Source organism: Rhodococcus sp. no. 34 (assembly GCF_054589475.1).
This window is the reverse complement of sequence record NZ_BAAILK010000028.1, coordinates 9,623-21,660: the sequence shown is the minus strand read 5'-3', so window position 1 is coordinate 21,660 and position 12,038 is coordinate 9,623. Positions and strand designations below refer to the sequence as shown.

General features: G+C 62.6%; 12 protein-coding genes and 1 pseudogene. 5 read left to right on the top strand and 8 right to left on the bottom strand.

From position 1 onward, the window contains the following. Both ACYP01_RS12650 and ACYP01_RS12645 read left to right on the top strand, forming a co-directional pair. Nucleotides 1–1,944: hydantoinase B/oxoprolinase family protein (locus ACYP01_RS12650; protein ID WP_125052442.1), on the top strand; the 1,944-nt coding region annotated here is incomplete at its 5' end. Nucleotides 1,945–1,958: 14 nt separating this feature from the next. After that, nucleotides 1,959–2,792 (top strand): NmrA family NAD(P)-binding protein, encoded by an 834-nt coding sequence (locus ACYP01_RS12645; RefSeq protein WP_459680315.1) that lies wholly within the window; start codon nt 1,959–1,961, stop codon nt 2,790–2,792. A gap of 6 nt (nt 2,793–2,798) precedes the next feature. Here ACYP01_RS12645 and ACYP01_RS12640 read toward each other — a convergent pair whose 3' ends face one another. From ACYP01_RS12640 to ACYP01_RS12620, 5 genes are read right to left on the bottom strand one after another with little or no spacing between them, the layout of a single operon-like run. Continuing rightward, nucleotides 2,799–3,809, bottom strand: a complete 1,011-nt coding sequence (locus tag ACYP01_RS12640) for a YdcF family protein (protein ID WP_459680313.1) — start codon at nt 3,807–3,809, stop codon at nt 2,799–2,801. Between the two features lie 22 nt (nt 3,810–3,831). Then, a complete protein-coding gene (locus tag ACYP01_RS12635; RefSeq protein ID WP_030537951.1) occupies nt 3,832–4,641 on the bottom strand; it encodes an ABC transporter ATP-binding protein in 810 nt (269 codons plus the stop codon). Further along, nucleotides 4,641–5,423 carry an ABC transporter permease gene (locus ACYP01_RS12630; protein WP_202426591.1) on the bottom strand — a complete coding sequence of 261 codons (783 nt, stop codon included), beginning with the start codon at nt 5,421–5,423 and terminating at the stop codon, nt 4,641–4,643. The genes ACYP01_RS12635 and ACYP01_RS12630 overlap by 1 nt, the downstream gene beginning before the upstream one ends. 2 nt (nt 5,424–5,425) lie before the next feature. After that, on the bottom strand, nt 5,426–6,208 hold the full coding sequence (locus ACYP01_RS12625; protein ID WP_007735497.1) for an ABC transporter permease: 783 nt from the start codon (nt 6,206–6,208) through the stop codon (nt 5,426–5,428). A 10-nt stretch (nt 6,209–6,218) separates the two neighbouring features. Then, a complete protein-coding gene (locus ACYP01_RS12620) occupies nt 6,219–7,223 on the bottom strand; it encodes an ABC transporter substrate-binding protein (protein ID WP_459680311.1) in 1,005 nt (334 codons plus the stop codon). Between the two features lie 195 nt (nt 7,224–7,418). Between ACYP01_RS12620 and ACYP01_RS12615 the strand changes: the two genes are divergently transcribed. The 3 genes from ACYP01_RS12615 to ACYP01_RS12605 are packed head-to-tail and all read left to right on the top strand — an operon-like array spanning nt 7,419 to nt 9,439. After that, a complete protein-coding gene (locus ACYP01_RS12615) occupies nt 7,419–8,195 on the top strand; it encodes an IclR family transcriptional regulator (RefSeq protein ID WP_007735498.1) in 777 nt (258 codons plus the stop codon). Between the two features lie 2 nt (nt 8,196–8,197). Next, a complete protein-coding gene (locus tag ACYP01_RS12610) occupies nt 8,198–9,010 on the top strand; it encodes an alpha/beta fold hydrolase (protein WP_050656903.1) in 813 nt (270 codons plus the stop codon). 42 nt (nt 9,011–9,052) lie between these two features. Beyond that, nucleotides 9,053–9,439 carry a RidA family protein gene (locus tag ACYP01_RS12605; protein WP_003946047.1) on the top strand — a complete coding sequence of 129 codons (387 nt, stop codon included), beginning with the start codon at nt 9,053–9,055 and terminating at the stop codon, nt 9,437–9,439. Nucleotides 9,440–9,452: 13 nt separating this feature from the next. On the opposite strand, the gene ACYP01_RS12600 is transcribed toward ACYP01_RS12605, so the two are convergent. The 3 genes and pseudogenes from ACYP01_RS12600 to ACYP01_RS12590 all read right to left on the bottom strand — a co-directional run. Further along, nucleotides 9,453–10,703 (bottom strand): reverse transcriptase family protein, encoded by a 1,251-nt coding sequence (locus ACYP01_RS12600; protein WP_459680308.1) that lies wholly within the window; start codon nt 10,701–10,703, stop codon nt 9,453–9,455. 240 nt (nt 10,704–10,943) lie between these two features. After that, nucleotides 10,944–11,885 (bottom strand): ABC transporter substrate-binding protein, encoded by a 942-nt coding sequence (locus ACYP01_RS12595; protein WP_459680306.1) that lies wholly within the window; start codon nt 11,883–11,885, stop codon nt 10,944–10,946. A 41-nt stretch (nt 11,886–11,926) separates the two neighbouring features. Beyond that, a pseudogene (locus ACYP01_RS12590) lies at nt 11,927–12,038 on the bottom strand (class II aldolase/adducin family protein); the annotation flags it as partial.

Genomic DNA, 12,038 nt, shown 5'->3' with positions numbered 1-12,038 from the left:
ATGACCGCCATTCTCGATGCTGCTGCTGCCACCGCGGCCAAGCCGTACCGACTCACCGCTACCGACGGCGCGTCACCTGACCCGATTCTGGTCGAGATCGTCGCCGGTTACCTCGCCAGCGTGGAAATGGAGGTGGAGACCTCCATTTCGCGCACCTCGCGCTCACCGATGATCCGTGACGCTCACGACTTCCGCGCCGGTATTCACGACCGGAACCTCCGCAAGCTCACGGGCCGTTCGTATTCCGCCCTGGTTCATCCGATCGCCCGGGACTTCCCACTCGAGACGATGAAGCCGGGAGACGTGTACTTCCACAACGACGTCTACCTGTCCGAAGGTGGCATCGGCCATCTCCCTGACCTCTGCGTCACGGTGCCTGTCTTCGCCCGCGTCACTCCCGATGCCGAGCCGAAAGTTGTTGCGTTCGTTCAGGCATTCGGTCACCACGACGACATCGGCGGTTGCTGCCCCGGCTCCATGCCGTCCGGCGCCACCACGGTGTACGAAGAGGGACTGATGGTTCCGCCGATCAAACTGTGGGACCAGGGAGTTCCCAACGAGGCGGCACTGCGCATCATGACGCGTAACTCCCGTATGCCGGATGCGTTGGCAGCTGACCTCGACGCCGAGTGCTCGGCGTGCCTGATGGGTGCGCGTCGACTCACCGAATTGTTCGAGCGCTACGGCGTCGACACCGTCGAGTCGTGCTTCGACGCGATGATGGACGCGACCACCGAGACGTACCGTCGCGAGATCCTCAGCAAGATCCCGGTCGGTGAGTACACGTGGGAGGACTACGCCGAGCACGACGGCGTCGACGAACCGATGCTCCACATCCAGCGGATCACGCTCACGAAGACGCGGCCGGAGGACGAGGGCGGCGAGCGACTCATCCTGGACTTCAACGGAACCGGACCGCAGGCAAAGGGTCCGATCAACCACTGCGGTGACTACGCGGACGGAAACTTCCTCATCAAGTGGTTGGCCCCGATTCTGCGTAACCTCGCGGACACCCCGGAGCGCATGGCCGAACTGGATGTCAACGAGGGCGTCGTACCGCTGATCGAGATGAAGTTCCCCGAAAAGGGAACACTGATCACCCCGATCTTCCCTGCCCCCACCAACGCGCGCACGTTCGTCATCCTCCGTCTGCTCGGAGTGCTGGCCGGCGTCGTCGCCAAGGCTGTGGACGGCAACATGCCCGCCGATCAGGAGACCATCAGGTACACCGGCGTTTACGGTGAGGACTTCGAGGGTCACTCGTACCTCATGCGTGAGGTGCTCGGCGGCGGTTCCGGCGGACGCTACTACGCCGACGGCGAGGACACGATTCACGTCGTTCCCGATTCACGGAACCTGCCGACCGAATTCACCGAGAGCCGTTTCCCCTTCATCGTCGAAAAGCTCGGTCTGGCCATGGATTCCGGCGGAGCCGGACGCTACCGGGGCGGCCTGGGATACGAGAAGCACATCCGCATGCTCAAGGATGCTCACTTCATGTCCATCGCGGACCGTTCGATTCTCGCCTGCTGGGGAGTCAAGGGCGGCAAGGCCGGTCGGCCGTTCTCCGTCGTCCTGGATCCGGGTGGACCGAACGAGCGTGAGTTCGACGCGCTGACCGATGCCGAGCCGATCAAGGCCGGCGAGGTCGTACGGATTCGCACCACCGGTGGTGGCGGTTGGGGAGATCCACTGGAGCGCCCGACCGAAGAGGTCTTGCGAGACATTCAGTGGCGCAAGGTTTCCGTCGAGGGTGCACGCGACGACTACGGCGTTGTCGTCATGATCGAGGGTGACGAGCCGACCGTCGACGAGGCTGCTACCACGGAGTTGCGGGATCAGTTGCGCTCGGAACGCGGTGAGAACGAGCCCTTCTTCGATCGGGGTCCGGGCTACGCGCAGCTTTCGGGTGGCGCCACCTCAGCGGTCTACGACTACGTCTAGGACGGAAAACTCTCATGGAGAACGGAATTGCTCGCGGCGCCGACATCGCGGTGATCGGCGCCGCGGGTAAGACCGGTGAGGCCGTCGTCGCCGCACTGCCGCCGAGCGTGACAGTTCGGCGACTGGTGCGAAAGGCGCGTGTCGACGGGGACTTCGAGGTAGAACTGGAAACCGGAAGCGGACTGCGCAAGGCGCTCGCCGGGTGCCGAGGCGTGTACTTCATTGCCCCGAACGTCCATCCCGACGAGCCCGCACTGCTTCGCAATGCGCTGACGGCAGCGGCTTCGGCGGGAGTGGAGCACTTTGTCTATCACTCCGTCGCGTGGCCGTTCAGCCCGTCCATGCCGCATCACCTGGACAAAGCCAGGTGTGAGGACGAACTGCATCGTTCACCCTTGAAATGGACTGTGCTGCAACCATGTGCGTACGCGCAGAATTTCGAGGCGGTACTCACTGGTCGGTCTGACATTATCGTCCTGCCGTACAGCGCGGAAACGAAGTTCTCGTTCGTGAGTTTGGCGGACGTGGCGGCTGTTGCCGCGGTCGTACTGAGCGAGGGCTCGGGTGAACATCACGGAGCGACGTACGAGGTGGGCGGCCCGCAAGCTCTGAGCGTCATGGAGGTGGCACAGATGGTGGAAAAGCAGACGTCACGGACCGTCGCGATAGATCAGATCAGCGTGGATCAATGGCGCGAACAGATCGGCAGCAGCCTTGACGTCAACGCCAGCTCGCGTCTGGCGGCGATGTTCGAGTTCTACAACCACCACGATTTTCTTGCCGGCAGCGCGGCCGTCGAACTGCTTCTGGGTCGCCGACCGATGGCCGTCGAGAGCCTGATTCGCTGAATCCGGCTACGAAATGCCTCCTGCCGCCCAGACCACCAGTGGGGGCAGGGCGGCCAGGATCAGGCAGACCGTTCCGTTGAGCCACTTGTGCTCCACCGTGACGGCGGCGAACTCGCGCAGAATGGCGCTCGGCAGGTAGTACCGGGCGGTGTGGGAACCGATGACTTCCGCATCCAGATCGAGGCTTCGGGCAAACGTCGCAGTTCGGAGGATGTGGAAGTTGCTGGTGACCAGCACCATTCGAGGCTTCGTGGTGTTGGCACGGAGAAGGTCCCTGGTGTACTCGAGGTTCTCGAGCGTGGTGGTCGAGCGGTCCTCGAGAATCACGCTCTCGCGCGGTATCCCGTGATCGACGAGGTAGACGCACATTGCCTCCGCCTCGCTGACCACCTCGTCCGAACCCTTCCCGCCGCTCACGACCAACAGTGGTGAACGTCCTTCGCGGACCTCGGCGCGAAAGACGTCGGCCGCCTTGTCCAGACGGCTGGCAAGCAGGGGCGTCACGTCGGCGCCCGAAAGCCCGGCGCCGTGAACCACTATCGCGTCCATTCCGGGCTGGTACTTCTGGCGTCCGTAGACGTAGGAGTAGAGCAGAAAGCTCGTGAACAGAAACCCCAGGTACGACGCGACCAGGCTGAACGAACCGAGAACGACTGCGAGCCAATATCTCTGCGTCAGCAGCGCTGCTGCGAGCAACACGTAGGGAACGAGCAGGCCGAGTCCGGCGACGAGTGAGAGCAGATTCGCGACGCTGAATCCCTCGCGCCGCAGCATCGTGACTCCGTTGACGATCAGGAATCCTGCAAGCATGAGCACCAGCAACGGCGAGAGCAGAGCGATCGTCGCGATGACGAACGACGGGACCTCGGTTCCCGGCGCACCCGACTGCAACATCCACAGACCGGTGAAGATCAGTCCGAGAAGTAGGTAGACGCCGTTGCTCAGCCTCCGTCGATCCTGCCTGAACCGGTAGCCGCAGAATCCGAGCAGCGCGAGGCCGATGAGGAGAAGGATCACGGAGCCAGCCTAGGCGAGGCGCTTACGACACGGGCGCCACCACCTTCGACTGCTGGATCGCGGACAGGACCCTGGTACGGCACTCGATGAACAGTGGGTCTGCCTTGGTGGTCAGTTGATCTCGAGCTCCGGTCAACGGGACGTCGACGATGTCCTGCATCAATGCCGGAGTTCCGCCGAGGACGACCACTCGATCGGACAGGTACACCGATTCGTCGACGTCGTGGGTGACGAGGAGGACGGTGATGCCAAGATCACGCTGAAGCGTCAGCAGCAGGTCTTCGAGTTCCGCGCGGGTCTGCGCATCGACCGACGCGAAGGGTTCGTCCATGAGGAGTACCTGCGGCCGATAGGCGAGAGCGCGAGCTATCGCCACTCTCTGCTGCATTCCGCCGGACAACTGCCAGGGGTAGGAACGCGCAGCACCGCCTAGACCGACAACGGCAAGTGCATCGCTAACCCTCTCGTTCTGAACCTTCCGCGCCAGACCGTTGCCCCGTAGCGGCAGGCGAACGTTCTCGCCCACTCGAAGCCACGGCATCAGTGTGCGTCCGTAGTCCTGTGACACGAGAGCCAGCGTGGCCGGCGGTGCATCGATCGCGATCCCGGCGATGCGGACCTCACCAGTGGTCGGCTTCTGCAGACCGGCGATGCAACGAATCAGCGTGCTCTTGCCGATGCCGGAATGGCCGACGATGCAGACGATTTCTCCGGGTGCAACGGACAGATCGATGCCGCGGAGCACTTCGCGGCCGGTGGGACCGCCGTAGGTCACCCCGAGGCCGCTCAGTTCGACTGCGGGTTTCGATGCCGCAGATTCTGTGGATGACATCAGTTTCCTTTCACTGCGAGAGCGTCGTGGGTCCGCGGCTGCCATCTGAGCAACCATCGTTCGATCACGCCGTATCCGAGGTTGAGCACGTATCCGATGATTCCCAGCAGGAGAATTCCGGACCACATGTCGGCGATCGCGAAGGTCTGTTGCGCGACGATCACGAAGTGACCGATTCCTGCAGTGGAGACGTACATTTCGCTTCCGACCATGATGACGACACCGATCGCGAGACTGGTGCGGATACCGACTGTTATCTGCGGCATCGCTCCGGGGAGGAGTACCTGCGTCACCAGGAGGGGTGTACGGATCCGGTAGCTGCGCGCCACCAATCGGATACTCGGGTCGATGGAGCGAATGCCGTCGAGGGTGTTGAGGAGTATCGGCCAGACCGCGCCGAAGGCGATGGCGGCAACGTTACCCGTCGAACCGGTTCCGAAAACGATGAAAAGTGCGGGTAATACGGCCAGCGCCGGAATAGCGCGGAAGAACTGGAGAAACGGATCGGCGATGTCGGCAGCCAGCGGGAACAGTGCCAGCAGGAGACCGGCACCGACGCCGACCGCCAGTGCCACGGCGAGACCGAAGGCAAGGTTGGTCAAGCTCGGTACGACGTCGTGGGCGAATCCCGGACCGAACCAGTTGTCCACAAACGCTTTCCAGATACGTGACAGCGGCGGGAAGTAAGGCGACTTGCTCGACTCCGAACCGAAGTACCATACGACGACGATCAAGATCGGCAGCCACAACTCCCACGCGAGGAGTCGAAGTCCTGACATCATCTTCACGTCGTCATCCTCCTCGGGATGTAATGCCAGGCAAGTAAACGATTCTCGATCGCCATCACGGCGAAGGCGAGCAGCATTCCGAGTAGTCCGGCGACGATGATCAGTGCGAACATTCGATCGGGAACGGATTGGCTCAGCAGGATCTCCTTACCGAGTCCCGGCACGCCGGCGATCAATTCTGCACCGATGGTAAGCAGCAAGCTCAGTGTTGCCGAGATGCGAATCCCGGTGAAGATGTAGGGCATCGACGCCGGTGCGACGACGAGAGCGAGCCTGCGCCACAGTGGAAGTCGGAAGGATCGTGCGGTGGCCAGCAGTTCCGGGTCGACGTTGCGCACACCGTGAATCGTCTGGAGCAGAATCGGCCACACACTTACTGCCACGATCAGTGCCACCGCCATCCGTTGCGTCGGGCCCATGATCAGCAGAAAGAGCGGAATGATTGCGAGCGGCGGAACGGTTCGGCAGAAGTCGATGACGAAGCGGGAGGAGACCGTCAGGAACGGGTGCGCGGCGAGCAGCAGCCCTGCCGGGATTCCGATCACCAGGCACAGCGCCAATCCGATCGCCGTGGTGGTCACCGTTTGTCCCAGTGATGTCCACAACGAGGACGTGCCGAGCTCGTTCACAAAGGCCACTGCCACGTCGCTGAACTTCGGAATACCTTTGACGTCCTCGTCGCCGAGCATTCCGAAGATCTGCCAGGCGGCTGCCAACGCGAAGAGCGTCAGCAGCCGACCGAGCAGAACCTGCCTGCGGCGAGTCTGCAGGGTTGTCAAGGCGGACAACTCAGTTGGCCGGGGTCAGCAGGGATTCGGCCTCGACCGAATCCGTCAGTACCCCGTACTTGACCAGCAGTTCGATCTCCGTGCCGAGAGCACCCGGTTCCACTACTGCGACGAACTGAGGATTCTTGCTGTTGGCCAGCATTTCGAGCGGAATCTTGGCTTGTGTCGAGAGTGCAGCCTTGACCGCGCCCGGATTCTGATTGGCGTAGTCAACTGATTTGGCAAGCGCGGTAAGGAATTTCGCGAGTGAGTCAGGGTTCGCATTGACAAACGATTCCGAAGCGACCAGCGAGGTCCCCGGTACACCGGGTGCGGCCAAGGGGAAGGGGTGGCCGAGGATCTTCAGCCCCGAGTCGGTTGCTTTACTCAGGAACGGATCGATGAGGAATGCCGCGTCGGCCCCGCCGGTGGAAACCAGGTCGCCGAGGTTGGGCATGGGCGCCTGAATGAACGAGACCTTGTTCGCTGCTCCGCCGGATTTCTCCACCGCGGCAGAGATGACTGCTTCGCTGACGGACTTCAAACCGCTGATCGCGACGGTCTTGCCTTCGAGGTCACGGAAGCCGCTGATGGAACTGTCCTTGGCGACCACGAGACCGGACTGGTCGACGCTGTCATTTGCGGCAAAATTCGTGAGCCCGCCGACAATGGTGACGGGCATGTTCTGGCTCCGTGCCTGAATTGCGGCAGCGGCAGTCGTGGCTGCCATATCTGCATTTCCGCTGAGCAGCAACGGAATTTGAGCCGAGGAACTGGCGCCGCCCTCCACGAGTTGGATGTCGAGTCCCTCATCGGTGAAGTACCCCTGCTCCATGCCGAGCCAAATCGGTGTGAAGTCCGCGATCGGCTGAGGTGCGATTCGAATCGTGGTGGTCTGGGTGCCCCCGTCGTCGGAGGCCGTGGCGTCGCTCGAACAGCCTGTCAGTGCCAATGCCGCGGTCGCGACTGCGGCCAGGGCAACAACTCTGAACCGTGGTGTCGACCGAAGGGTAAGTCCAACCGTCATGTCCGAAAACCTCTCGCTGGGAAAGATATGACTTCCTTGCCGGTAATCCGGTGGGAAGGTGAAGACGCTCAAAGAATTCCGTACGCCGGAACGATTGTTGTGACTATAGTAATTTCCTAGGCGAATGCCAAGGGTTTTCCAAGAACACGAGATTTCGGATCGCCGGGTACATCCACGGCACCGGGAGGGGATCGGATGACGAAGGGTTCTGCATCCGCCGTCGACAAAGCGCTGGATCTACTCGAGGCCATCGCGCGCTCGACCACGCCGATGAAACTCAGCGAACTGGCCGAAGAAGTCGGGATGCTCCGCCCGACTGCGCACCGAGTGCTCGGAGAACTCGCGAACCGTGGTTGGGTCTTCCGCTACGACGGTCGCTATCTCCCCGGCCCGGCTGCACTGCAGGTTTCCCACGAAGCGGCAGCGCATTCGTTGGCGGCCTTGTGCGATCCGACCATGCGGGTGCTGTCCGAGAGCACGGACATGATGGTGAATCTGCAGGTTCTCGAGAGCGGCGGGACGCGGATCATCGCGGCGCTGCGTCCCGAGCGACTCAAGATGATCACTCGTATGCTCGGGGATCTGCTTCCGCCGCACCGGTTCGCGGGTCCGCTCGCGTTGGTGGCGGCACTCGAGGACAACACCCGGGCGCCCTACCTGGCGATGGTGGAGAAGAGTGGCTATCCACTGGAAGGACCCACCGGCTTTCTCGCCGACATCGCCGAGACGCAGAAAACCGGATTCGCCGTTGTCCACAAACGATCTCAGGACATCATCGGTTCGGTCTCGCGTGCAGTGTCTTCCCGCAAGGGGTCTCCGCTCTGTGCGTTGACGGTGATCGGTTTCGATACCGACTTCGATGCGAAAACGACGCGAATGGTCGAAGAACACCTGCTGCGGGCCACCGATGAAGTGCAGCAACTCCTCACTGACCACACTTCGGGCAAGCGCCCGTCCGACACAGGAGAATAAGGATGATTTCACGGACCGAGGGCTTCATCACCGTCGCAGACGGCGAACGGGTCTGGTACGAGACTGCCGGCGAGGGCCCGGATCTGATTCTCACGCACGGTCTCGGCGGAAATGCGGCCGTCTGGTACCAGCAGGTGCCCTACTTCGCTCAGCACTATCGGGTGATCAGCTGGGATCAGCGAGGATTCGGCCGCTCTACCAACGAGAACGGCAACCACGGCCCGGTAGCGGCAGTCTCTGATCTGATCGAAATCATGGACCTGTTGGCGGTTGATCGAGCGCACGTGGTCGGCCAGTCGATGGGCGGTTGGGCCGCATTGGGGACCGCGATCGCTGTTCCGGACCGGGTGGAGTCGGTAGTCCTGGCCTGCACGACCGGCGGCATTCCCGTCGGATTCGGTCCGGACAGCGCACCTCCCCTCACCGCAGCACCCGTCACCGCGCGGCCCCTGGGGGAGCATCCCGCTGTGGGCGGACGGTTGCCGAGCTTGGACATGGCGAGGGCATACCTGTACCAAGCTCTCGGCACCTTCGGTCATCGCCCACCTGACACCGAGTTCTTCCGAATTCTCAAGGCCCACAACTACTCGCCGAGCGATCTTGCCGCGGTGACGGCGCCGGTTCTGCTGATCGCGGGTGAGCTGGACGATTTGATGACACCCGAGCGGATTCGCAGCGCCGCCGAGTTCCTGCCCCACGCCGAAGTGGTCGAACTTGCCGACCGCGGCCACTCCCCCTATTTCGAGGACCCACACGCGTGGAACGAGTTGGTGGCGCACTTCCTGGCCGATGTTCGTGCGCGCCCAGTGCGCTGAAACGCCAACTCGTCACGCATATTCTAACTCCGAGGAGATCTAATGGATTCATCTCAGACCGTCGAGTTCATCCCACCCGCTTTCGATACGCCGTTCTCCACCGGAGTGCGCGTCGGAGACGTTCTGTATCTGTCGGGTCAGATCGGCATGCTCCCGGACGGGACTTTGGCCGACGGCTTCGAAGCGCAGGCTCGTCAGACCATGGAGAACATCGTGGCTTCGCTGATCGCTTACGGTTCCGGCGTCGAAGCAATCTTCAAATGTACTGTCATGCTTGACGACATGTCTCGTTGGCAGGAGTTCAACAAGGTCTACCTCGAGTACTTCCCGGCGTCGAGACTGCCGGCCCGCAGTGCGTTCGGAACAGACGGACTGGCACTGGGTGCGCACATGGAGGTCGAATGCATGGCCTACACCCCGCGGGTCTGACTGCTCGCGGGCACTAGCCGTCCCAATCCACACGTTCAGCCAGGCGCAGCAATGTGCGTCGGCGTGTAGTGCTGGTTTCGCCGATGTGCGCGATCCGGCCGTAGATGTGGGCGCGGAAGTTCTCGATACCGTCCCGATTCTGTTCCTGCGCAGAAGTACTGGCGGCGTTGTGCAGCAGGGCGCGCAAGCGTTCGTAGTCGTCGCGCGGATACGAGGGTTGGTCGTTGATCACCAGCCCGGTGAGGTGTTGGCGTCGATGAGGGCGCATCACCTTGGTCTTTCGTGGATGGATGGCAAACCCTTCGTCTCTGGCGATCTGCTCGACCGTCCAGAGGAGGGTGCCGACGTCGGCTACTTCGATTCCGGAGAACGCGAGGTCGTCGGCGTATCGGGTGTAGGTGAGCCAGTTCGCTTGTGCGAGTCCACTCAAGCGGATGTCGAGTTTGCGTGCGACGAGATTCGCCAGCGCAGGAGAAGTGGGTGCGCCTTGCGGAAGATGCGCGGTGCGTAGCTGTGATGCCTGTGCATACGGTAGGCCGCGCAGGGTATCGGCAGGTGTTGCAACAGTGCACAATCCGGTGAGAACGCGCGCCACTGCGGGTGGATAGCCGAGGGCGGCGAAGACGGCATGAACGCGGCTGCCGCTGATCGACGGGAAGAACTGCGCGAGGTCCGCGCCGATCACGATTTCCGACTGTGCGTGCGGAGCTGCAAAAGTCAGAGGGCTTCGACCACGGACAAATCCGTGTGCCGCGTCGTGCGGGGGAACCTGGTCGAGGATGCGGCGCAGGATCTTCCGCTGAATTTCGCGCAATCGGGGTTTCGGTACCTCGAGGAGGCGAGCGCCGGCCTTCTTGCTGATCTGCATCGGCCGGTAGTGGCGTAGCGGTCGGGGTTTCGTGCGGAGCCATTCCCCTCGGTCGGCGAACCACTCGAGTTCGGAGATCGTCAGATCCAGTGAACGAGCCAGGTCCACACTGGTGTTGTAGCGGGGAACGTCGAACCGCCACACCGAGGTTTCATTGGTGTCCAGTGAGAGAGGAACAGGCCGCAGGCGAGGTAGTTCGCGAAGCAATCGATACAGAGTCTGCGGTTCGAACGGTGGAGCGGGCATGAGGTCGAGAACGCGCACGGCCAGGAGCGTCGGGGAAACGCCGAAGACGGTTCCGAATGCCTCCTCGAGGCCGCTGAGGGTCCACGGAGCGTCAGCGGCCGCAACGGCCAGACGACGCGCCAACTCGGGATCGAGCTCGAAGTCACGCATGATTCGACTCCGGGATGCGACGGGGCGGGGTGACCAAATCCTTTGTCCGGTGCGGCGGCAAGCACGCGGAGCGTGCCGAACGCCGGTGGACGCAGTATCCAATTCTTCTGGCCGACCCAGGGGTTACCCCTGAGACTGGTCGCGTGGACCAACTCTCACCCACGCGCCGCCGCATTCCTTCACAATGGCAGACCGTTCGGTATCTGTCACGTGTGAAGCGGATCTGTCAGGAGTGGGTCCTCAGATCGACGAACGATCCGAACCGACGAACTCGCTGATCCACGGCACGACTGCTTCGCGGACGGTGACCGCCTTCGGCAGTAGTCCGTTGCTCAGCAGGAGATCGGCCGCGCGCTGCTGCTCGTCCAGGAACTCGTCGGTGACAGGGTTGACACCGAAAGGACGTCCGCGCAGTGCAGCTTCCCAGGCATCGAGGCTCGCGGACCCGCCACGCTTCTCGACGTCGTCGACGAAGACCTGGGCGGCTTCGCGGGGGTTGGCTTCGATCCAGGCGTCGGATTCCTGCAGGGCCTCGATGATCGCCTGGAGGGCCTCCGGGTTGGTATCCGCGAAATCGCGCCGGGTGAACCACAGTGAGGGGTGGCTGAAGAGTCCGTCGGTGGCGATCAGCGTGCGCAGTTCGTGGTTCGCTTCGATGTCCGTCAGCCCCGGGTACGCGCCAACCCAGGCATCGATGGTGCCGTCGACGAGGTCCGCTCCACCACCGCGTACGTCGGTGTCGACAGGGACGATGTCGGACCAGGTCAGCCCCGCCTGATCCAAGGCGAACAACAAAAGTGTGGTCTGCCACGATCCGTGCGCGATGCCGACGCGCTTGCCACGCAGGTCCTCAACCGTGTTGATCTCGGACTCTGCCTTGACTACCAGGCGCCCGTTCTCCACGCGGGGGGCGGAGATTCCGATGTAGACGAGATCGCGGCCCTGGGCCAATCCGGTGACGGGCGGCGTGAATCCGGTTCCGATCACGTCGTATCCGCCCTCCTCGAACAGCCAGTCCGAGTGCAGGGTCGGCAAGGCGTTTTCCGGGTTCACTGCAGGCTTGGCGGGCAGCTCACGCAGGTCCACCCACTCGACATCGGGGAGACGGCGTTCGAGGAATCCGGTGTGGCGCAGTACGAACAGCGAATTGTTGTGTGGGAAGTATCCGACGCGAACGGTCATGAGATCTACGGTTTCCTGTTCTGAATCAGTGATGGGGGTGGCTAGATGAGGCCGCGTCGACGCGCCTCGTCGGCGAGTCCGCTACGGCCCCACTGCACGACGAGGTTGGATGGATCGAATTCAACCGAACCGCCGAGGGATTCGGCGATCGCC

Bases quoted from the DNA above. Each gene is read 5' to 3' on its own strand.
- ACYP01_RS12620 (WP_459680311.1), bottom strand. From the start codon at position 7,223: ATGACGGTTGGACTTACCCTTCGGTCGACACCACGGTTCAGAGTTGTT.
- ACYP01_RS12635 (WP_030537951.1), bottom strand. From the start codon at position 4,641: ATGTCATCCACAGAATCTGCGGCATCGAAACCCGCAGTCGAACTGAGC.
- ACYP01_RS12630 (WP_202426591.1), bottom strand. From the start codon at position 5,423: ATGATGTCAGGACTTCGACTCCTCGCGTGGGAGTTGTGGCTGCCGATC.
- ACYP01_RS12610 (WP_050656903.1), top strand. From the start codon at position 8,198: ATGATTTCACGGACCGAGGGCTTCATCACCGTCGCAGACGGCGAACGG.
- ACYP01_RS12605 (WP_003946047.1), top strand. From the start codon at position 9,053: ATGGATTCATCTCAGACCGTCGAGTTCATCCCACCCGCTTTCGATACG.
- ACYP01_RS12645 (WP_459680315.1), top strand. From the start codon at position 1,959: ATGGAGAACGGAATTGCTCGCGGCGCCGACATCGCGGTGATCGGCGCC.
- ACYP01_RS12615 (WP_007735498.1), top strand. From the start codon at position 7,419: ATGACGAAGGGTTCTGCATCCGCCGTCGACAAAGCGCTGGATCTACTC.
- ACYP01_RS12600 (WP_459680308.1), bottom strand. From the start codon at position 10,703: ATGCGTGACTTCGAGCTCGATCCCGAGTTGGCGCGTCGTCTGGCCGTT.
- ACYP01_RS12595 (WP_459680306.1), bottom strand. From the start codon at position 11,885: ATGACCGTTCGCGTCGGATACTTCCCACACAACAATTCGCTGTTCGTA.